This is a genomic window from Streptomyces sp. NPDC048636, assembly GCF_040650655.1.
Lineage (GTDB): Bacteria > Actinomycetota > Actinomycetes > Streptomycetales > Streptomycetaceae > Streptomyces.
The window spans coordinates 333,868-355,617 of sequence record NZ_JBEZHR010000002.1; the positions used below are offsets into that span (position 1 = coordinate 333,868).

At 72.9% G+C, this 21,750-nt stretch carries 14 protein-coding genes; 9 read left to right on the plus strand and 5 right to left on the minus strand.

The window, feature by feature from the left end:
* Window positions 1-82: 82 nt before the first annotated feature.
* Window positions 83-376 carry a hypothetical protein gene (locus AB0C66_RS07335; RefSeq protein WP_362434038.1) on the plus strand — a complete coding sequence of 98 codons (294 nt, stop codon included), beginning with the start codon at window positions 83-85 and terminating at the stop codon, window positions 374-376.
* 44 nt (window positions 377-420) lie between these two features.
* On the opposite strand, the gene AB0C66_RS07340 is transcribed toward AB0C66_RS07335, so the two are convergent.
* The 3 genes from AB0C66_RS07340 to AB0C66_RS07350 all read right to left on the minus strand — a co-directional run bounded on the left by AB0C66_RS07340 (window position 421) and on the right by AB0C66_RS07350 (window position 3,625).
* Entirely contained in the window at window positions 421-1,005 is a 585-nt protein-coding gene (locus AB0C66_RS07340) for a TetR family transcriptional regulator (protein ID WP_362434041.1), read from the minus strand.
* 8 nt (window positions 1,006-1,013) lie between these two features.
* Window positions 1,014-2,030 (minus strand): aldo/keto reductase, encoded by a 1,017-nt coding sequence (locus AB0C66_RS07345; protein WP_362434044.1) that lies wholly within the window; start codon window positions 2,028-2,030, stop codon window positions 1,014-1,016.
* A 146-nt stretch (window positions 2,031-2,176) separates the two neighbouring features.
* Window positions 2,177-3,625: an MFS transporter gene (locus tag AB0C66_RS07350; RefSeq protein ID WP_362434047.1), complete on the minus strand. Its 1,449-nt coding sequence runs from the start codon at window positions 3,623-3,625 to the stop codon at window positions 2,177-2,179.
* Window positions 3,626-3,726: 101 nt separating this feature from the next.
* Between AB0C66_RS07350 and AB0C66_RS07355 the strand changes: the two genes are divergently transcribed.
* A complete protein-coding gene (locus AB0C66_RS07355; protein WP_362434049.1) occupies window positions 3,727-4,608 on the plus strand; it encodes a helix-turn-helix transcriptional regulator in 882 nt (293 codons plus the stop codon).
* Window positions 4,609-4,692: 84 nt separating this feature from the next.
* On the opposite strand, the gene AB0C66_RS07360 is transcribed toward AB0C66_RS07355, so the two are convergent.
* Window positions 4,693-6,180 (minus strand): MFS transporter, encoded by a 1,488-nt coding sequence (locus AB0C66_RS07360; protein WP_362434051.1) that lies wholly within the window; start codon window positions 6,178-6,180, stop codon window positions 4,693-4,695.
* A 219-nt stretch (window positions 6,181-6,399) separates the two neighbouring features.
* Here AB0C66_RS07360 and dusB point away from each other — a divergent pair, with 219 nt between their 5' ends.
* The 5 genes from dusB (at window position 6,400) to AB0C66_RS07385 (ending at window position 15,619) form a co-directional block, all read left to right on the plus strand.
* The gene (dusB, locus tag AB0C66_RS07365; protein WP_362434054.1) at window positions 6,400-7,539 is read left to right on the plus strand and encodes a tRNA dihydrouridine synthase DusB; all 1,140 of its coding nucleotides are present in this window, start codon (window positions 6,400-6,402) and stop codon (window positions 7,537-7,539) included.
* Between the two features lie 124 nt (window positions 7,540-7,663).
* Entirely contained in the window at window positions 7,664-8,908 is a 1,245-nt protein-coding gene (locus AB0C66_RS07370) for a hypothetical protein (protein ID WP_362434057.1), read from the plus strand.
* Entirely contained in the window at window positions 8,905-11,163 is a 2,259-nt protein-coding gene (locus AB0C66_RS07375) for a caspase family protein (RefSeq protein WP_362434059.1), read from the plus strand. Before AB0C66_RS07370 ends, AB0C66_RS07375 begins: the two co-directional genes overlap by 4 nt.
* A 23-nt stretch (window positions 11,164-11,186) precedes the next feature.
* Window positions 11,187-12,149, plus strand: coding sequence for a MoxR family ATPase (locus AB0C66_RS07380; RefSeq protein WP_362434062.1), 963 nt, complete (start codon window positions 11,187-11,189; stop codon window positions 12,147-12,149).
* Window positions 12,149-15,619, plus strand: a complete 3,471-nt coding sequence (locus tag AB0C66_RS07385; protein WP_362434065.1) for an SAV_2336 N-terminal domain-related protein — start codon at window positions 12,149-12,151, stop codon at window positions 15,617-15,619. The genes AB0C66_RS07380 and AB0C66_RS07385 overlap by 1 nt, the downstream gene beginning before the upstream one ends.
* 4 nt (window positions 15,620-15,623) lie before the next feature.
* Here the strand turns inward: AB0C66_RS07385 and AB0C66_RS07390 are convergent, their stop codons facing one another.
* The gene (locus AB0C66_RS07390; protein ID WP_362434068.1) at window positions 15,624-16,982 is read right to left on the minus strand and encodes a hypothetical protein; all 1,359 of its coding nucleotides are present in this window, start codon (window positions 16,980-16,982) and stop codon (window positions 15,624-15,626) included.
* A 545-nt stretch (window positions 16,983-17,527) separates the two neighbouring features.
* On the opposite strand from AB0C66_RS07390, the gene ppdK reads away from it, so the two are divergent.
* Together ppdK and AB0C66_RS07400 are read left to right on the plus strand one after the other, a co-directional pair.
* Window positions 17,528-20,251: a pyruvate, phosphate dikinase gene (gene ppdK, locus AB0C66_RS07395; RefSeq protein WP_362434071.1), complete on the plus strand. Its 2,724-nt coding sequence runs from the start codon at window positions 17,528-17,530 to the stop codon at window positions 20,249-20,251.
* A gap of 403 nt (window positions 20,252-20,654) precedes the next feature.
* Entirely contained in the window at window positions 20,655-21,722 is a 1,068-nt protein-coding gene (locus AB0C66_RS07400) for a helix-turn-helix domain-containing protein (RefSeq protein WP_362434073.1), read from the plus strand.
* The last annotated feature ends 28 nt before the right edge of the window (window positions 21,723-21,750 follow it).

The following is a 21,750-nucleotide window of genomic DNA, read 5'->3' on the forward strand; positions in this document are numbered from 1 at the left end:
CCGGCACCGCGGATGAACTCCCGCGGTGCCGGGGCCCGTCGGCCCGGCAGGAGAACCGGGGGGTTCACACACCGTGCGAGGCGTGACGCACCGCATCACCGCCACCCGTGAGGACGGCACCGTCTTCGAAGTGGGCTACGGCTACGGCCGGGGCCGCAGACGGCTGCTCGGCTGCCGCCACTGCGACTGGCGGGAGCGCATCGGCCAGGGCGACGCCCGCCACCGTGGCCTCGACCATCTCGCCCAGGCCCACGGCGCGCTGGGCTCCCCCCGGATGACCGCCGACCGGGCCGCCCGCCGGCAGACCGTACTGCTCATGCTGATGTGTTTCGCGGCGGCAGCGGTGGTGGTGTGGTGGGCGGCGTCCCAGGGCTGACGACCGCCCGGACCGTCCGCCGCCGTGGCGTCGGCGGACGCGTCCTAGCCCCGCAGACCGTTCAGCAGCAGGTCGCAGACGGCGGTGAAGGCCGGTTCCAGCTCGGGGTCGGACCATTGCGCCGCGTACACCGGGTCGTGGAAGCGGCCGGTGGCGTCCCAGAGGGCGCGGGCCGCGCGGGGGGTGTCCTGGGGGGCGAACTCGCCCCCGGCGACACCGCTTTCGACGATCGTGGCGAGCTGGCCGACCATCGTCTCGATATGGCGGGCGACGGTGGCGCTGTTCTCTTCGACCAGGGCCAGATAGGTGGCGAACAGCTCCGGATCGTCGCCCGCCTTGCGGCGCTTGGCGGCGAACAGGGCGGTCAGCCAGTCGCGGAGCCGGTCCGCCGCCGGGGCCTCGGCGCGGGTGATGGCGGCCAGTTGGTCATGTGCCTGGTCCAGCCAGCGCTCGGTGACCGCCTCGCGCAGCGCCGCCTTGGTACGGAAGTGGCGGTAGACGCTGCCGTGGCTGACCCCCAGCACACGGGCCACGTCCACCACGGTGGCCTTGGCCGGGCCGTAGCGCCGCAGCACGTCCTCGGTGGCTTCGAGGATGCGGTCGGGGGTCAGGGGCGTCTCGGGCGGCATCGGGTCCCTTACTTCTCGCTGTCGAGGTGGCCCATCTGGCTCTCCGGGTAGCGGGCGCCGGCGGCGGCACCGGCCGGGACGGCCTCCTCGATGGCGTCCAGATCGTCGGCGTCGAGCGTAACGTCAAGTGCCCCGAGGGCCTCCGCCAGCCGGTCGCGGCGGCGGGCGCCGACGAGCGGCACGACCGCCGCCGCCTGCCGCGGGCCCTGGGCGAGCACCCAGGCGATGGCGGTCTGGGCGACGCTGACGCCCTTGCCGTCGGCGACCGTGCGGAGCGCCTCGACGAGGGAGAGGTTGCGCTCCAGGTTCTCCCCGCTGAAGCGCGGGCTCATACCGCGGAAGTCATGGGCGGCCAGCTTGCGGTCACGGCTCCAGTGGCCGCTGATCAGCCCGCGGGAGAGCACCCCGTACGCGGTGATGCCGATGCCCAGCTCACGGCAGACGGGCAGGATCTCGTCCTCGATCCCGCGCGAGATCAGCGAGTACTCGATCTGGAGGTCGGAGATCGGGGCGACGGCGGCGGCCCGGCGGACGGTCTCGGCGCCCGCCTCGGACAGCCCGATATGCCGTACGTGACCGGCCTGGACCAGCTCGGCGATGGCGCCGACCGTCTCCTCGACCGGGACCTGGGGGTCGATCCGGGCGAGGCGGTAGATGTCGATGTGGTCGGTGCCCAGCCGCTGGAGCGAGTAGGCGGCGAAGTTCTTCACGGCGGCGGGGCGGCCGTCATAGCCGGACCAGCCGCCGGCCGGGTCGCGCAGGGCGCCGAACTTCACGCTGACCAGCGCCTGTTCCCGGTGGGCGGCGGGGGCGGTGCGCAGCGCCTCGTTGATGAGCAGTTCGTTATGGCCCATGCCGTAGAAGTCACCGGTGTCGAGCAGGGTGATCCCGGCGTCGAGGGCGGCGTGGACGGTGGCGATGGATTCGGCCCGGTCGACGTCGCCGTAGAGGGCGGACATGCCCATACAGCCGAGGCCGAGGGCGGAGACCTGGGGACCGGCGGTGCCGAGGGTGCGGTTCTGCACGGGGGAGCTCCTTGGGGACGGAGGTGTTTCCGGGTACTCAGGGAGAGTGACATATGCGATGACAGATTTCAATATCTGTCATCGCATAGTCGTCGCACAGCCATCAAGGCCATGTCAGCCCACCCGCACCGGGCCGCGACCCCGCGTCAGGCCACCGTCCGCGGCAGCCGCAGGCTCAGCAGCGCGGTCACCGCGACCGTCGCCAGCTGGACCGCGAGCGTGATCACCAGCGCGTCCCCCATGCCCACCGACGGCACCAGGGACAGGAAGAGCGTCCCCAGCGTCGCCACGCCCAGCGCCAGCGCGGACTGCTGGGCGGTGACCATGACGCCGCTGCCCACCCCGGCCCGCTCGGTCGGCACATCGGCCAGCACGATCCGGAACAGCACCGGCAGTTGGAGTCCCTGCCCGAAGCCCGCGAGGGCCATGCCCGGCAGCAGGGCGAGGAACGAGACGTCCGGCCAGTCGCTCTCCGCGGCGAGCATCAGCAGTACGAGCCCCGCCGCCTGCATCGCGGCGCCGACGGTGACCACCCGGCTGCCGTACCGGCTCACCAGCCGCGGCCCCATCAGGGAGGCCGCGAAGAAGGCGGCGGCCATCGGCGCCAGCGCCATGCCCGCGGCCACCGGCCCGTAGCGCAGCCCCTGCTGCAACGCGACGGCGATGACGAACATGAAGCCGCCGAAACCGATCGAGAACGGCAGCATTATCAGCAGCCCGTGCCGCATCCCGCGCAGCGCGAACAGGCTCGGCGGCAGCAGCGGTGTCCGCCCGGCCCGGTCCGCTCGCCGCTCCACCACGTAGAACGCGGCCGCGGCGAACGGGAAGACACCGAGCAGCAGCCAGGTCCACAGCGGCCAGCCCGCCGCCCGCCCCTCGGTGAGCGGCACCATCAGCGTGATCAGGGAGACCGCCAGCAGTACGGTGCCCGGGACGTCCACCGGCGCGGGCCGCTCCGAGCGGGTCTCCGGCACCGTGCGCACCGCGAGCACCAGGCCGACCAGCGCGACCGGCACGTTCACCAGGAAGACCGCGCGCCAGCCGGTGCCCGCGATGTCCGCGGCCACCAGCACCCCGCCCAGGATCTGCCCCGCGACCATCGAAAGGCCCGCCGTGGCGCCGTACATGGACAGTGCGCGGGCGCGGTGGGAGCCGGTGGTGGAGGAGTGGATCGTGGCGAGCACCTGCGGAAGCATCAGCGCGGACGCGGCGCCCTGCGCCACCCGCGCGCCCACCAGGCTCCAGGCGTCCGGTGCGAGCCCGCAGGCGAGCGAGGTCACCCCGAAGGCCGCCATCCCGGCCAGGAAGAGCCTGCGCCGCCCGAAGGAGTCGCCCAGCCGTCCGCCGAGGACCAGCAGGACGGCGTAGGCCACGCCGTATCCGGCGACGACAAGCTCCAGCAGGGCCGGACCCGCGTGCAGATCGCGGTCCATGGTGGGCAGGGCGACGTTGACGATAAAGAAGTCGATCAGCGGGAGCGCCGCTCCCAGCAGTACGGTGAACAGCCCCAGCGGGGTCAGCGGCCCTCCGCCGGCCGTGGGCCGCGTGGTGGTCCCGGTGGCGGCGGTCCGGGTGAGTATCTCGGTTTCGGTCACGGATACGACGATCGCCGTTGGCTCAGACTGGTACCAGATTGTGTTTATCCTGGTAGTGGCAGTACCTGGCAACTGGCTGAGCGACACGGCACTCTGGATCCATGACCACAGTGGTACGGGAGCCCGGGCCCGGCAGCGGGGCCGAGATACGACGCGGCGAGCTCGCCGCGTTCCTGCGCAGCAGACGTGAGCGGATCACACCCGAGCAGGTCGGTCTGGTGCGCGGTCGGCGCAGGCGCACCCCGGGGCTGCGCCGCGAGGAGGTCGCCCATCTCTCCACGGTGGGCGTCACCTGGTACACCTGGCTGGAACAGGCCCGCGACATCCATGTCTCCGCGCAGGTCCTGGACGCCATCGCGCGCGCCCTGCTGCTGGACCGCAGCGAGCGCGCCCATCTCTTCGCGCTCGCCGGGGCGGCGGATCCGGCGCCCGCCAGTGAGTGCACCGGGGTGTCGCCCGCGCTCCAGGCGATGCTGGACCAGCTGGAGCCGTTCCCCGCGTGTGTCCAGAACAGCCGGTTCGATCTGCTCGCCTACAACAGCACCTACCGGCTGCTGCTGTGCGATCTCGAGCAGGTGCCCCCGGAGGACCGCAACTGCCTCTGGCTGGCCTTCACCCATGAGGGCTGGCGGGCCAGTCTGGTCGAATGGGACGAGGTGATCCGGTCGATGGCGGCCAAGTTCCGGGCCGCGATGGCCGAGCATGTCGCGGAGCCCCCCTGGAAGGCGCTGGTGAAGCGGCTGGAGGAGGCGTCACCGGAGTTCCGGGAGATCTGGGCCCGGCATGAGGTGCTGCGTCCGTCCGACAAGGTCAAGCTCTTCCGGCAGTCGCAGGTGGGCATCTTGCGGCTGTCCGCCACCAGTCTGTGGACCGGGCCCAACCAGGGCCCCAAGCTGCTCACCTACAGCCCGGCGGACGCCGAGACCCGTGAGCGCCTGGAGCGGCTCCGGGAGCTGGCGTCGACCCCGGTCACGGTCGGATAGCCCCCGGTCGGGTAAGCCCGGTCGGGTAGCGGGAGAGGCGGGCAGCCCCGGTCGGGCAGCCCCGTCGGGCGGCGGGCCACCGGCTCACCGTCTGGCGTCCGCCGATGTCTGCCCCGTCGGTGCCCCCTCCTCGAACAGGGCCGCCGCATGCCGGGTGGTGCCCTCCGCCCAGCGGCCCGTGGTCACCACCCCCAGCAGCAGGATCAGGACCCCGCAGCCGGCGATGATCCACCACGCGGGCCGGGCGGCGTCCACGAACGCCGCGGCCACCCGCGCCGAGGCCGCGTGGCCCGCCGTAGCGGCCGCCGACGCGGCGCCCGCCGCGAGCACCGCGCCGATGACCGCGACCCCCAGCGAGGTGCCGACCTGGCGGCTGGTGGAGGCCACGGCGGCGGCGACCCCGGCCTGGGAGCGGGGCATCCCGGAGACCGCCGTATTGGTGATCGGGGCGTTGACCAGGCCGAAGCCGATGCCGAACAGGACGAAGCCGATCAGCAGCAGCGCATCGGTGGCCTCGGCGTCGAAGACCGCGAAGAGCACCCCGCTGGCCGTCATCGCCACCCCGGCGAGCACCAGCGGCAGCCGGGGCCCGTGGGAGCCGACCAGCCGCCCCGACAGTGGGGCGCAGATGAAGCACATCAGCGCCATCGGCAGGATCCACAGTCCGGCGCCCAGCGCGCTGAGCCCGCGCACATCCTGGAGGTAGAGCGTGTTCATGAAGAGGAAGCCGCCGAACGCGGCGAAGGCGCTCACCGCGACCACCGTGGCCCCGCTGAACGGCACGCTGTGGAAGAACCGCACATCGATCAGTGGCTCGGGGTGCCGCCGCTCGTAGTGGATCAGCAAACCGAGCGCGGCGGCGGAGACCGCCGCACAGCTCAGGATCAGCGGTGAGCCCCAGCCCCGGTCCGGCGCCTCGATGATCGCGTAGGTGAGGAGACCGAGGACGGCGATGACCAGCAGCTGGCCGACGGGATCGGCCCGGCGCGGCTTCGGGGCGCGGGACTCGGGCACGTAGCGCATGGTGAGCAGCAGCGCCGCGATCCCGAGCGGAAGGTTTATCCAGAAGATGGAACGCCAGCCGACCGACTCCACCATCAGCCCGCCGACGATCGGCCCGGCGGCCATGCTGATGCCGACCACACCGCCCCACGCCCCGATCGCACGGGCCCGCTCCCGGGGCTCGGTGAAGGTGTTGGTGATGATCGACATCGCGACGGGATTGAGCATCGAACCGCCCACCGCCTGCACCATCCGGAAGCCGACCAGCGCCCCCAGGCTGGGCGCGAGACTGCACAGCGCCGAACCGATCGTGAAGATCACCAGCCCGGTCTGGAAGACACGCCGCCGCCCCACCCGGTCCGCCGTGGAGCCCGCGAGCATCAGCAGGGAGGCGAGGACGAGGGTGTAGGCGTCGACCGTCCACTGCATCCCGGAGACGGAGGCGTGCAGTTCGCTCCGGATCGAGGGCAACGCGACATTGAGGACGGTGTTGTCGAGGCTGACGAGCAGCAGGCTCATACAGCAGATGGCCAGCACGAGCATGCGGTGCCGACGGCTCAGCTCACCCATGGTTGAACGCTACATCGATATGGTCGGCGCGGTTGTCAGAACCGCTGGTGGAGCCGCACCGCGCGGGGGCGGGAGTGCCCTGCCGTACGGGGGCGGGACAGCCCGGTCCGCGAGTGCGGGAGAATGAGAGGTCCGGCCCACTCGTTCCGGACCGCTCGCCCCGGCCCGGCGGCGCGGGGCCCGGTCGTTCCATTGTCGTACCGCGAGGAAGCTCACTCCATGTCGCAAGCGCAGTTGCAGTTCGGACCGCATACGGTCCGGCCACCGGTGGTGCTCGCACCGATGGCCGGGATCACCAACGCGCCGTTCCGCACCCTGTGCCGGGAGTTCTCGGGCGGCAAGGGACTGTTCGTCAGCGAGATGATCACCACTCGGGCCCTGGTCGAGCGGGACGCCAAGACCATGCGGCTGATCCATTTCGACGGCACCGAGAAGCCGCGCTCGATCCAGCTCTACGGGGTGGACCCGGTGACCGTCGGCAAGGCCGTCCGCATGATCGTGGACGAGGATCTGGCCGATCACATCGATCTCAACTTCGGCTGCCCGGTGCCCAAGATCACCCGCAAGGGCGGCGGCTCCGCGCTGCCCTACAAGCGCCATCTGCTGCGCGCCATCCTGCGCGAGGCGGTCTCCGGCGCGGGCCCGCTCCCGGTGACCATGAAGATGCGCAAGGGCATCGACGACGACCACATCACCTACCTCGACGCGGGCCGGACCGCCGTCGAGGAGGGCGTCACCGCCATCGCGCTGCACGGGCGCACGGCGGCCCAGCACTACGGCGGCACGGCCGACTGGGACGCCATCGCACGGCTGAAGGAGGCCGTCCCGGAGATCCCGGTACTGGGCAACGGCGATATCTGGTCCGCCGACGACGCGGTGCGGATGATGCGCGAGACCGGCTGCGACGGCGTGGTCGTCGGCCGCGGCTGTCTGGGGCGCCCCTGGCTCTTCGGCGACCTGGTGGCCGCCTTCGAGCCGGACGGCGGCGCCGGGTACGCGCGTCCCACCCTCAAGGAGGTCGCGGCCGTGATGCTGCGCCACGCCGAGCTGCTGACCCAGTGGCTGGAGGACGAGGAGCGCGGCGTGATCGACTTCCGTAAGCATGTCGCCTGGTACACCAAGGGGTTCTCGGTCGGCTCCGAGATGCGCAAGCGGCTCGCGATCGCCTCCTCGCTGGCCGAACTGGACGACCTGCTCGCCGGACTCGACCTGGACCAGGAGTGGCCGACCGGTGCCGACGGCCCCCGCGGCCGTACCTCCGGCCGCAACCGCGTGGTCCTCCCGGACGGCTGGCTGGACGACCCCTGGGACCGCGCCCAGGTGGCCGCGGACGCGGAGCTGGACACCTCCGGCGGCTGAGCCCGCCACCCCCGCGCCGCTCCCCCGGCCGCTTCCCCTCGCGGGGTCGACACTTCGGGTGACCGCTCGGTGATCGCGCGTTAAAGTTGTGGGCGCGCGACCGCGGTGGGGATCGGGGGGATCGGTGACGAGCGTCGTCTTCGTCCATGGCACGGGGGTCCGGGCCACTTCGTACGACAAGAGCCTCAGCGGTGTGGAGAGCGGGCTGGCGCGGGTACGTCCCGACGTGCGCGTGGTCCGCTGCTTCTGGGGCGAGGACCACGGCGCCTCGCTGGGGCTCGACGGGGCGTCGATCCCGGTGCGCACCACTCACCGCGGCGTACCGGACGGCGGCGTACCGGACGAGGACGATCCGCTGGCCCTGTGGGCGCTGCTGGAGGCCGAACCCCTCGCCGAGCTCTGGGAGTTCACGGAGACGGCGGCCGGCGACGGCGGGGACATGGGGTTCGCGCCCGGCCGGGTGGACCCCTGGGAGACCGTCGCGGACAAGGTGCGCGGGCTGACCCTGGCGGGGGTGGCGGACGGCGGCCGGACGGGTCTGCGCCAGCTGGTGGCCGACCTCGCCCCGGGGCTGGACGAGGCCGCCGAACGCGTCGCGGACGAGATCTCCCGCGCCCTGGGCGGCGCACCGCCCGCCGACGGCGTCGAGGTGATCGCCGCCCGCGCGGTCTACGCCCTGGCCCTCCGGTCCGCCGAGACCGTACGCGACATCGATGAACTGCTCCCGGTGGACGGCGCCGACCGGGACACCGTCGTCGGCGCCCTCGCCGACCAGCTCGGCGGTGCCGACCGCGGCGGGATCGTCTCCCGCGCCGCCCGCGGTGTCGGCGGCCGGATGCTCAACTCGTATCTCTCGCCGCTCTCCTCACTGGCCCAGGTGTTCCGCGGCGGGATCACCAAGGGCTCCGTCCCGGCCGGCGGCGACATCCTCCGCTACCAGGCCCGCGGCGCGGGAGTGCGGGCCGCGATCGCCGCCGCGGTGCGGGAGGCCGCCGGGAGCGGGGGCGGTCCGGTCGTGCTGCTCGCCCACAGCCTCGGCGGAATCGCCTGCGTCGATCTGCTCGCCGACGCCGCCGGACCGCCGCCCGGGGTGGAACTGCTGGTGACGGTCGGCTCGCAGGCGCCCTTCCTCTACGAGCTGGACGCGCTCACCTCGCTGCGCCGCGGTGAGCCGCTGCCCGGCGGCTTCCCCCGCTGGATCAACGTCTACGACGAGCACGATCTGCTCGGCTTCGTCGGCGCGAAGGTCTTCCCCGGCCGGGTCACCGATCTGCGGGTGACCACCCGTCAGCCCTTCCCGCGCGCCCACACCTCCTACTTCGCCCACCCGCGCCTGTACGACCTGCTCGCCCCGGAGCTGCCGCGGTGACGGAGGCGGGACACGACTGGCGTCGTACCCACGCGGTGATCGTGGCCGTCGAGCAGTACCGGGGCAGCGACGACTGGACCCTCGACGGCCCGGTCAAGGACGCGATCGGGATGCGCTCCTGGCTGACCGGGCTGGGCGTACCCCCGGCCAACATCCGGCTGCTGGCGTCGCCGAAGGAGGAGAACCGGGCCGCCCTCGCGGACGCGGACCCCGGCTACCGCGCCGCGGACAGCGGGACCGTCCGGCAGGTCTTCATGGACGAGCTGCGCCGTATCGACGGCGACTGGCTGTGGATCTACTGGGCGGGCCACGGGGTGCAGGCACCGGGCGGGCGCTGGAGTCTGCTGTACCCCGAGACGCGCGACACCGATATGCGGGGGCTGAACGCGCACAACCTGATGTCGCTGCTGCGCACCGAGCATCTGCCCCGGCGCGGTGTGGACCGGGTGACCGTGGTCACCGACGCCTGCTGGCGCGCGCTGCCCGCGCACGCCCATGAGCTGGCCGCCACCCCGGAGGACCTCACCAGGCACCGGGAGATCAACCACGCCCGGGAGATCTCCTGGATGCGGGCCTGCCAGTCCGGGGCCGTGGCCAAGAACCAGCAGGGCGCCGGGGTGTTCACCGCCGTTCTGCTGGAGCAGCTCGCGGCGGCCTCGGACGGCGGTACGGCACCGGACCTCGGCCGGGTCTGGCAGGGCGTCCAGGACGAGTTCCTGCGGCGGCACGGGGAGGAGGGGCTGCGGCAGTACCCGACCGTGCACCTCAGCGACGGGAGGGGCAACGACAGCGAGACCACGCTCGGCCCGCCCGCCGCGCCCCGGCCGTCCCTGGACGAGCGGGGGTGGCGGGCGCGCGGCACCCTGGCCGCCGCGGCCGCCGGTCTGCTGGCGGCGGAGCCGGGCCGCGCGGCGCGCGTCCTGGTCCGGCTGTCCGAGGAGTTCACCGCCGCCCCGCCCGCGACCACCTCCCCGTCGGCCGAGGAGCTGGTCGACTGGGCGCTCGGCGAGCACCACGGCACCGCCACCCTGCTGGCCGCGCTGGCCGGGGAGGCACCCGGTGAACCGGTGCCCGCCCCGGCCCACGCGGCGTCTCTGGTCCTCCAGCCCGGGCGCTGGCTCCTGCGCACCGAGTACGACGGACTGGTGGGCCTGCTCGACGGATTGACCCCGCGGCAGCTGGACGGCCTCGCCGACGCCGCCCGCGCCGAGCTCCCCGGGGTCTGGCTGCCGCCCCCGGCCCCCGCACCGCTGGCCGACGCGCTCGAGGAGCTGCTGTGCGCCCCGCACCAGCTGCCCCAACTGCTGCGTACGGTCGAGCGGTTCGCCGCCGGAGCGGAGCCGGAACCCCGGGCGGAGACCGCGGAGACCGGGACCGCACCGGTGGAGACCGCACAGGCGCTGCGCGCGTGGTCGCTGGGGTGCGCGGTGCGGATCGGGCTCGAGGGCGCCCTGCGCGACCGGCGCGCCGAGGCCGAGGAGCGGGCGGCGGCCGCGCGGAGCGCGGGACCCGTCGACGAGCGGGTGCAGATCCGGCTCCATCCGCCCGGCCCCGGCCAGCGACGGGCCTACGAGGTGTGGGCGCGCCGCGGTGACCGGGTCGACTCGCTGGCCAAGGTGGACACCCCCGCCCCGCTGGAGGAGATACAGCGCGGCGTGGACGAGCTGTTGCGCGGCTGCGCCCGCAGCCAGGAGACCGTGGTGGAGTTCTTCGTGGCCGCCGCCGACCTCGAACTCGACGTCCACTGCTGGCAGCTGACCACCCCCTTCGCGCGTTCGCTCGGCACCGACTTCCCCGTCGTCGTACGGTGCAGCGAGTTCCGCGCGGAACAGCGCCATCTGTGGCTGCGCCGCTGGCGGGCGGTCGAGGCGGCGAGCACCGACGATCTGTACCGGCTGCCCGCCCATCTCGTCCGCAGCACCAACGTCTACGGCGACCTCCAGGCCCGCGAGGACGTCCCCGGCGTGGTGCTGACCACTCCGGCGCGCGCCCGCGCGGAGGTGTTCACCGCCTGTCTGTTCGGCGGCGTCCCCGTACTGGTGTGGCACGGCGCACCCGAACGGGCGGGGGCGGAGGCCGAGTTGGAGGCGCTGCTCGGCACCGAAAAGCTGCGTTCGCTCCCCCAGCAACTGCGTAAACTCCGCTCGGCGAGCGACGCCGACGCCGACCCCGACCACCCGGGCCGGCACCTGGCGCTGCTCTGGGACGATCCGCACCGCCCGCTGCCCGGCCCGCTCGATCTGTCGGCCCCCTGACCGCCCCGAGGAGAGGGAAGCACATGACACAGGACTGGCGGCTCTTCCGGGGCGGCGACACCGAGCCCCACGAGGTGGAGAGCTGGCCCACCGCCCCGCCGTGGCGGCGCTTCGGCGAGGACTCCCCGCGCCGGGCCACCGGGCGGGGGCTGCCGTACCTGATCTCCGACGAGCACCGTGACATCGTCAACATGGCGCTCCATCTGCACCGCCCGCTGCTGGTCAGCGGCCGCCCCGGCACCGGCAAGTCCACCCTCGCCCACGCCGTCGCCCGTGAACTGTCGCTCGGCGAGGTGCTGCACTGGCCGGTCAACAGCCGTACCGCCCTCGGCGACGGGCTGTACGCGTACGACGCGGTGGGACGGCTGCGCGACGCGTCGCTGCGGCAGCGCGCGGACGGCGGAAGCGCCGCCGACGAGCCCGACATCGGCGACTATCTGCGGCTCGGCGCGCTGGGCACCGCGCTGCTGCCCGCCGACACACCCCGGGTGCTGCTCATCGACGAGCTCGACAAGGGCGATGTGGATCTGCCCAACGACCTCCTCACCGTCTTCGAGGAGGGCGAGTTCGAGATCCCCGAACTGGCCCGGCTGCGCGAGACGGAGGCCGAGGTACGGATCACCGGCTCCCGGCAGAAGGCGCGGATCCCGGAGGACGGCTGGGTGCGCTGCCGGGTCTTCCCCGTCGTGGTCATCACCAGCAACGGCGAGCGCGAGTTCCCCCCGGCCTTCCTGCGCCGCTGTGTACGGCTGGATCTCCAGCAGCCCGATGAACGGCAGCTCCAGCAGATCGTCACCATGCACCTCGGGGACGAGGTCGGCCGCCGCGCCCTGGGCATGATCGCCGATTTCGTGGCCCTGCGGGAAGAGCGCGAGCTCGCCACCGACCAGCTGCTGAACGCCGTCCGGCTGCGCTCCTCCGGGGTCCGGGTGGACCACACCGTCCTCGACAAGCTGTTCCGCTCGCTCAACGAAGCCGACGTGTGATGATCGGGCGGCTGTGCGCCCTGCTGGAGGACGCCGGGGTCGAACTCTCCCCGGAGGAGCTGCGCGACGCCCTGTGGTTCGCCGCCACCACCGCCCCGGCCGCGCCCGCCGGGGAGGGCGGCGGCCCGGCCCGTCCCCCCGGCACCGACGAGCCCGCCGACCGGGCCGACGGCGAGGACACCGGCGGAGCGGCGCGCCGCCGTGACGCCACCGGGGCGCCCGCCGACGGCCCCGGGTCCGAACCCACCGCCCCCACCGGGCTGTTCGCCCCCGGCGCGGTCCGTCCCGCCGCCGCCCGCCCGGCCCGCGCCGTCGACATCCGCGGTGTACGGGCCCTCCCCGGCGCCCGCGGGCTGTCCCGCGCACTGCGCCCGCTGCGCAGAAGCGTCCCCTCCAGGACCGCCTTCGCCCTGGACGAGGCCGCCACCGCCGACTGGATCGCCGAGACCGGACTGCCGGATGTGGTGCTGCGCCCCAGGCCCGAGCGCTGGCTGAGCGTCGCGCTCGTCGTGGACGACGGCCCGTCGATGGTGCTGTGGCGGCAGCTCGCCGCCGAACTGCGGGTACTGCTGGAGCGGCAGGGCGCCTTCCGCTCGGTCCGCGGCTACGGCCTGGACAGCGCGTCGGAGACCCGGCCGGTGCTCCGAGCCCGCCCGTACGCCCCCGGCGCCCCGCGCCGCGGCGTCCGCCAGTTGCTCGACCCCTCGGGCCGCACCGTGGTGCTGGTCCTGTCCGACGGTGTCGGACCCGGCTGGAGCAGCGGGGCGATCCCGCGGCTGCTGCACCGGTGGGCCCGCCACTCGCCGGTGGCGGTGGTGCAGCCGCTGCCCGCGCGGCTGTGGCCCGAGCGCGGTATGCCCACCGAGCGGCTGCTGGTCGGCGCGGGCGGCCGGGAGGGAGCGCCGGGCCGGGCGCTGACCGTGCGTCACCCCGTACTGCCGCCCGGGCTCAGGACGTACCCGGGCACCCCGGTGCCGGTGCTGGAGCCCACCGGGGCGGACCTGGCGGCCTGGGCGGCCCTCACCGGCACGGGCGAGGGGAGCGCGCTGCTGCCGGTGATGCTGCTGGACGCCGCCGAGAAGCCGGTCACCTCCCGGGCCGTCGCACCGGTGCCCGCGCCCACCCCCGAGGAGCGGCTGCGCCGCTTCCGCGCCGCCGCCTCCCCGGAGAGCCAGCGCCTGGCCGGTGCGCTCGCCACCGTCCGTCCGCTGACCCTGCCGGTGATGCGGCTGATCCATGACGCGAGCGGCGCCGGAGCCGCACCGCTCGCCGAGGTCTTCCTCGGCGGGCTGCTGCGCCGTCGCGGGGGCGGGGCGGAGGAGTACGCGTTCCACCCCGGCGTCGCCGATCTGCTGCTGGACACCGTCCGTACCTCGGCCGCGCTGGACACGGCGGCACAGGTCACCGACTTCCTGATGCGCCGCCAGAGCGGCGGACCGGCGTTCCGCGCCCGGCTGTCGGGGCCCCACGGCGACACGGCGGTGGCGGCCGAGGCCCGTCCGTTCGCGGCGGCGTCGCCGGAGCTGCTGCACCGGCTGGGGCTGGCGCGGGACGAACCGGAACCGGACGCGGAGGCCCCGGCTCCCGCGCCGGAGGAGCGGCCCGCCGCCCATCCACCGCGCTCCGGCGCCTCCGAGTGGGTACAGCCACCGCTCACCGCGCTGGTGCGGCGGATCGCCGCGGACCCCCGGCTGCCGCCGGCGGTCCTGGAACGGGCCGACACGGTGCTGACCCGGGCCGAGGAACGGGACGAGGAGACCGGCTGGTCGGCCGTACGGACCCTGGCGGCCTTCGCCGAACAGCTCCTCGCCGCCGGATGGACGGACGACGCGGACGAGCTGTGCCGGGAGATCCGGGCGACGATCGCCCGGCTGGAGCCCGCCGTCGACCTCGAATCCCGTAATCTCCGCGGCCACTTGGCGCTCGCGCTGAACAAGCTGGGGAAGCATGACGAGGCGGAGCGCCAGCTGCGGGACGTGGTCGCGATCTCGGCCGAGGAACACGGCGCGGACCACGAGTACACCCTCTTCGCACGCTCCTATCTCGTCGACCTCCTCGAGGACGCCGGACGGGCGGCGGGCGCGGAGGAGGAGTGCCGCGCCCTGATCGGGACCTGGGAGCGCAGGGGCCATGCCGAGCACCTGCGGACCGTGCTGAGCCTGCGGCTTCAGCGCGGCCGGATGCTGCTGACCCTCGGGCGGGTGACGGAGGCCGAGCGCGAACTGCTGACCGTCGCGGTCGGCCGGGGTGCCCTGTTCGGCGCCTGCCACTTCGATACCGTCAACGCCCGCGCCTGGCGGGCCACCGCGCTGGAGCGGCTGGGACGCTACGACGAGGCCGAGGCCCAGATGCGGGAGGCCGTCGAGGAGTGCGCGCCGGAGGCGCCCGCCAGGGACCCGGCGCTGCTGACGGCACGGTTCACCCTGGGCGACATCCTGATCGCCCGGCGGTTCACCGAGGAGGCGGAAGCGCTCTGGCACGAGCTCACCGAGCAGACGTCCGTCGCCCTCGGGCCCCGGCACTGGCGGACCCGCACCGCCCGCCGCAAGTGGATCAACCGGCTGCGTGCCCTCGAGCGGTTCACCGAGGCGGCGGCCGAAGTCCGCACCCTGCTGGCGGAGACGGTCGAAGCCCTGGGGGAGTGGCACCCCGACACCTTCGTCGCCCGCCGTCTGGAAGCGATGATCCTGGACGACCAGGCGCGGCACGACGAGGCACAGACGGCCCACCGTGCCCTGTTGGACACCCAGCTCTCGGTGATCGGCGCCGAACACCCCAGCACCCTCACCACCCGCCATCACCTCGGGGTCAGTCTGGGGCTGGCCGGTCGGCACGACGAGGCGCTGTCCCATTTCACCGCGCTGCTCCAGGACCGCGTCCGGCTGCTGGGGGAGGACGCCCAGCCGACCCTGGCGACGCGCTACTGCCTGGCCGGGGCGCTGGAACAGCTCGGGCGGACGGACGAGGCCGAGGCCGAGTACCGCAGAACGGCCGAAGGCGAGGACCACGAGGTGGGGCCCGACGACCCCACCACCCTGCTGACCCATCGCCGGCTCGCCGACCTGTTGCGTGACCAGCAGCGGTACGAGGAGGCGGAGCCGGAGTACCGCAGGGTGGTCGAGGGGCGTACCCGGTCGCTGGGCGCCGAGGCCCGGCTGACCCTGACGGCCCGGCACAGCCGTGCCAACGTCCTCAACAAACTGGGCCGGTTCGCCGAGGCGGAGGCGGAGAACCGGGAGACGGCCGGGATCCGCGCCCGGGTGCTGGGCCCGGAGCACGCCAACACCCTGTGGACCCGGCACAACCTCGGCACCTCGCTCCAGGGGCTCGGGCGGCCGGACGAGGCCGCGGCCGAGTGGCGCGCCGTGCTCGAGATCAGCGCACGGGTCCTCGGCGAGGAGCACAACTGCACCCGGCAGACCCGCGAAGCCCTGGACGCGCTGCGCGGCGGCGACGGCGACCCGGAGTGAGGGCTCAGACGCCGGACTCCGGGGCCAGCGCGAGGTCCAGCGCCAGCGCCGCCGTCCAGCTGAAGGCCCTCGTACCGCGCGCCCGGCCGGTGTACGGGTCGACGTACTCGGCGAAGCCGGAGGCGGCGGCCGACTCCAGGACGGCGGTGCGCAGGGCGTCGGCCGTGGCCGTCTCGCCGTGCAGCCGCAGGCCGCGCTCCAGCAGCCAGTTGACGTTGAACCAGGCCGGGCCGCGCCAGTAGCGGAACGGGTCGAAGGCCGCGCCCAGCAGGTCATAGCTGGGGACCAGCCGGACCGTACGGCCCAGACCGAAGTGCTCGCCCCGGAGGGTGGCGAGGAGCGCCCGCCGTACCGCGGGCGGCAGGTCCGGGAGGAGCAGGGGCAGCAGCCCCGCCGCGCTCCGCTCGGGCACCAGGGTGTCCGTCCGCACGTCACGGCAGAGGAACAGCCCGGTGGCGGCGGACCAGAGCCGGTCCACCAGCGCTGCCGTGAGCCGGGCGGCCCGGATCCGGTGGGGTCCGGGGTCGGCGCCGATGGCCATCGCGATCTCGGCCAGGGCGTGTTCGGAGGCGATCAGCAGGGCGTTGGTCCCGGGGTCCTCGACGGCGAACCCCGTGTCCGGAGCCGCCCCGTCCCGGTGGCCGCCGTCCCGGTAGCCACGGTCCCGGTAGTCCGTGGCGAGCCGGACGTAGCGCCCGTAGTCCAGATCGGTGGGCCGGTCGGCGGCGGCGCCGTGGTCGAGGTCGGCGCGGTGGAAGGCGCCCGGCGGGACAGGGGTGACCCGGGCCAGCGGGGCGTCCCAGCAGGGGCTGTTGTCCATGCCGGGCTCCCAGGGGTGGACCGCCGACACCAGCCCGTGGCCGCCCAGATCGCGGGCCCGGGTCAGATAGCCGTGCCAGGCGGCGAGCCGTGGATACGCCCGGTCCAGGAAGCCGCTGCGGACCGAGGCGTCCGGATCGGCCCGGTGCGTCAGCAGCGCGGCCAGCGCGTGGACCGGGGGCTGGACGATACCGGAGGTCTCCGGACGTGCCGGGGCTCCGGCGGCGGCGCCCGCCGTGGCGGAGCGCCAGAAGTCCGGGCCGGGGAAGTAGGCGTCGCGTGGCACCGCCGGGTTGAAGACGATATGCGGGATCCGGCCGTCGCCCCACTGCGCGCCGAACAGGGTCTCCAGCTCCCGCTGGGCGCGATGTGGCATCAGATGGCGCAGCCCGATCGCGATGAACGCCGAGTCCCAGCTCCACTGATGGGGGTAGAGGGTGCGGGAGGGCACGGTGGAGGTGCCGGTCCAGTTGTCGAGGAGGACACGGCGGGCGCCTTGTGCCAGCCGTCCGTGTGGTCCGGGCGCGGGCCGGGTGCCGGTCACGGGCCCTCCTTGTCCTGGAATGTGCCGTCACGATAGCGGCGTGGGGGTGCCGGTACGGGAGGCGGGAGGGTGCCGCCGGACCTTTTTCCGGGTGGCTACGGCCCCGCTCACCTGCACATCGCTCATCTGAGCGAGACCCCTCTCGTTGTATCCAAAAGACGAGATACGGCCCCGCACAAGGGCGTGATTCTCGCCACTCTGATCAGCTCTCCGCTCAGATGAGCGACCAGATGAAGGGGTTCCGATGGGTCAAGGCTGCGCTCACCTCTCCAATACGTGGCACTCAGTGCCACCTTGTTGATGTTCGATACCTCCGGCATTTGGTCACGGAGAGTGGTGAAAGCGGAGGCGGTCTTCTGCGGAGCGTGGGCATGTGTTCGAGTCTTGAAGCCTTGGCAAAATGATGCGCTTTCCCCGCCGAACTTTCGAACGCGTGGCAGGCGGGTGGTTACAGCCGAATGACGGTGGAGTGGACATGCTCAGGCGCCTTCGATCTGGGTACGCTCCCCGCCGTCAGGGCAGCCGAGCCGAGGAGATCGAGTCCCGTGCCGGAAACACAAGATCAGCAGAAGTTCGTTTACGACTTCACCGAGGGCAACAAGGATCTCAAGGACCTGCTCGGCGGGAAGGGGGCCAACCTCGCCGAGATGACCAACCTCGGTCTCCCGGTGCCACCGGGATTCACCATCACCACCGAGGCGTGCAAGGTCTACCTCGACAGCGGCTCGGAGCCCGCGGCCCTGCGGGACGAGGTGAGTGCGCACCTCGAGGCCCTCGAGACCAAGATGGGCAAGAAGCTGGGCCAGTCGGACGACCCGCTGCTGGTATCCGTACGCTCCGGCGCCAAGTTCTCGATGCCCGGCATGATGGACACCGTCCTCAACATCGGCCTCTCCGACGACTCCGTGGCCGGGCTGGCCGCGCAGGCGGGGGACGAGCGGTTCGCCTGGGACTCCTACCGCCGTCTCATCCAGATGTTCGGCAAGACGGTCCTCGGCGTGGACGGTGAGCTCTTCGAGGAGGCCATCGACGAGGCGAAGCGGGCCAAGGGCGTGGTGGTCGACGTCGACCTCGACGCGGCCGACCTCAAGCGGCTGGTCGGCGAGTTCAAGGACATCGTCGCCAAGCAGACCGGCCGCAGCTTCCCGCAGGAGCCGCGCGAGCAGATGGACCTCGCCGTCCGCGCCGTCTTCGACTCCTGGAACGGCGACCGCGCCAAGCTGTACCGCCGTCAGGAGCGCATCCCGCACGACCTGGGCACCGCGGTCAACATCTGCTCCATGGTCTTCGGCAACCTCGGCCCCGACTCCGGCACCGGTGTCGCCTTCACCCGTGACCCCGCCAGCGGCCACCAGGGCGTCTACGGCGACTACCTCCAGAACGCGCAGGGCGAGGATGTGGTCGCGGGCATCCGCAACACCGTTCCGCTCGCCGACCTCGAGCAGATCGACAAGCGGTCCTACGACCAGCTGATGCAGATCATGGAAACCCTCGAGACGCACTACAAGGACCTGTGCGACATCGAGTTCACCATTGAGCGCGGCAAGCTGTGGATGCTCCAGACCCGCGTCGGGAAGCGCACCGCCGGTGCCGCCTTCCGGATCGCCACCCAGCTGGTGGACCAGGGCCTGATCGACGAGGCCGAGGCGCTGCGCCGGGTGAACGGCGCACAGCTCGCCCAGCTCATGTTCCCGCGCTTCGACCTCGAGGTCGCCGACGGCGACACGGTCCAGCGGATCGGCCGCGGGATCGCCGCCTCCCCGGGCGCCGCGGTCGGCAAGGCCGTCTTCGACTCGTACACCGCCGTCAAATGGTCGCGTTCGGGCGAGAAGGTCATCCTCATCCGCCGTGAGACCAACCCCGACGACCTCGACGGCATGATCGCGGCCGAGGGCATCCTGACCTCCCGCGGCGGTAAGACCTCGCACGCCGCCGTGGTCGCCCGCGGGATGGGCAAGACCTGTGTCTGCGGTGCCGAGGAGCTCGAAGTCGACACCAAGCGGCGCCGGATGACCGCCCCCGGCCGGGACGGCAAGGACGCGGTGGTGATCGAGGAGGGCGATGTCGTCTCGATCGACGGCTCCTCCGGCAAGGTCTACATCGGCGAGGTGCCGGTCGTGCCCTCCCCGGTGGTGGAGTACTTCGAGGGCCGGATGCACGCCGGCGCCGAGGAGGCCGACGAGCTGGTCGGCGCCGTGCACCGGATCATGGCCTACGCGGACCGGGTGCGCCGGCTGCGCGTCCGCGCCAACGCGGACAACGCCGAGGACGCCTCCCGCGCCCGCCGGTTCGGCGCCCAGGGCATCGGGCTGTGCCGCACCGAGCACATGTTCCTCGGCGAGCGCCGGGAGATGGTCGAGCGGCTGATCCTCGCCCACACCGAGGACGAGCGCGAGGCCGCCCTCCACGAGCTGCTGCCGCTCCAGAAGGACGACTTCGTCGAGCTCTTCGAGGCGATGGACGGACTGCCGGTCACCGTACGGCTGCTGGACCCGCCGCTGCACGAGTTCCTGCCCGACATCACCGAGCTGTCGGTGCGCGTCGCGCTCGCCGAGTCCCGCAAGGACCACAACGAGAACGACCTCCGGCTGCTCCAGGCCGTCCACCGGCTGCATGAGCAGAATCCGATGCTGGGGCTGCGCGGCGTACGGCTCGGCCTGGTCATCCCCGGGCTGTTCGCCATGCAGGTCCGGGCGATCGCCGAGGCCGCCGCGGAGCGCCGTGACGCCAAGGGCGACCCGCGCGCCGAGATCATGATCCCGCTGGTCGGTACGGTCCAGGAGCTGGAGATCGTCCGCGAGGAGGCCGAGCAGATCATCGAGGAGGTCGAGCGGGCCCGGGGCGTGGACCTCAAGCTCTCCCTCGGCACCATGATCGAGCTGCCCCGCGCCGCGCTGACCGCCGCTCAGATCGCCGAGTCGGCCGACTTCTTCTCCTTCGGTACCAACGACCTCACCCAGACCGTATGGGGCTTCTCCCGCGACGACGTCGAGGCCAGCTTCTTCACCGCCTACCTGGAGAAGGGCATCTTCGGGGTCAGCCCGTTCGAGACCATCGACAAGGACGGCGTGGGCGCCCTCGTCCGGGACGCGGCACGGGCCGGCCGGGCCACCCGCCCCGACCTCAAGCTGGGTGTGTGCGGTGAGCACGGCGGCGACCCGGAGTCCGTCCACTTCTTCCACCAGGTGGGTCTGGACTACGTCTCCTGCTCGCCGTTCCGCATCCCGGTCGCGCGCCTGGAGGCGGGCCGTGCGGCGGTGAGCGGCTGACCACCGGGGCATGGCCGGGAATCCCTCAGCCCGGCGGCTGCCCCGGCTCTCAAAGGGGGCGGCACCTTGTGCGGAGGTGCCGCCCCCTCTCACTCCCCCCACGGGAGCTGTTGCCACGCGCATCGGCTACGGGCGGCAACACAAGTGCCCAGTCGCCGTAACGCACTCGTCACCCCCCACGGGAACGAGCTATGTGGCTCTGAGCACCGCCTGTTGAATTATGGACGGCCCCGGGGCTTTTCGCCGGTGGCCTCCCGTTTGCACAAGGAACAGCTTTCCTCTTCGCAGCCCTGGGGCGCGCCTCGTTTCACATCTGGCCAAAAGGACGTGGTGACTGACCGTGTAAGCGTGCATACTCATCGGTGATCGGGGGGACGGTCGGCATGTCACATGTGAGGGTCTAGTGCTACGTGTTCATTTCAGTGAACTCGATCTGGCCCGGCTGCGGATGGCGGTACGCCCGGATGTGCTCTGGGAAACCGTTCTGAGTTTCCATCGCCTACGGGAGAACCGGGCCGAGACCGTATACGGGGAATGGCGTTCGGAAGCGCGCAACCGGCTCAACGGGGAAGCGCGGCTCCTGGCGCCCCTCATTCCCTCGCGCGGTTATTTTCCTGACTTCCTGACACCCGCCGAAGGGGTAATCGGTTGCGACAGTGCCATGGCCGCGCTGCGTGCCACACCGGGAGAGCGCTTGCACCACGAGATAGCCGGGCTGCCGGCGTCCCGCGCCCTCCCGGGCTGGATACGTGATCTCGCCCAGGGCGAGGCGCGGCCGCTGGATCGTCTGATCACCACCCTGCGCACCTACCACCGGGCGGCCATCGCCCCCTACTGGCCCCATATCCAGGCCCGGATCGAAGCCGACCGGGCCGCCCGGGGCCGGGCGCTGCTGGATGGCGGGGCGGACGGCCTGCTGTCCTCGCTGCCGCCCACGATGCGCTGGCGGGCACCGGTGCTGGAGGTCGACTACCCCGACGACCGGGACCTCCATCTGCGCGGCCGGGGGCTGTTGCTGCTGCCGTCGTTCTTCTGTCGCGGCACCCCGGTGACCTTCCGCAACCCGGAGCTCACCCCGGTACTGGTCTATCCCGTCGAGCACGCCCGGCGCACCGCTCCGCCGCGTCTCCAGCCGCGCCCGGCCCCCGAACCGGCCTGCGCCCGCTCACTGGGCAAGCTGGTCGGCCAGACCCGCTCGGCGGTGCTGCTGGAGGTCGGCGGCGGCTGCACCACCAGTGAACTCGCCCGCCGGGTGGGCGTATCGCTCGCCTCGGCCAGCCAGCACGCCAGTGTGCTGCGGGAGGCCGGGCTGGTGCACACCCTGCGCCAGGGCAGCGCCGTACTGCACACACTGACCCCGCTGGGCGCGGCCCTGCTGCGCGGCGGCGGCTCCCCGGGGGAGCGGGTCTTCGGCGCGCAGGCGGCGTTCCCGGCGGTGGCCACCGCGCAGGGGCACGCGGGGCGCGGATGACATCTCCGCAGAAACGGTTCGCGAAGCC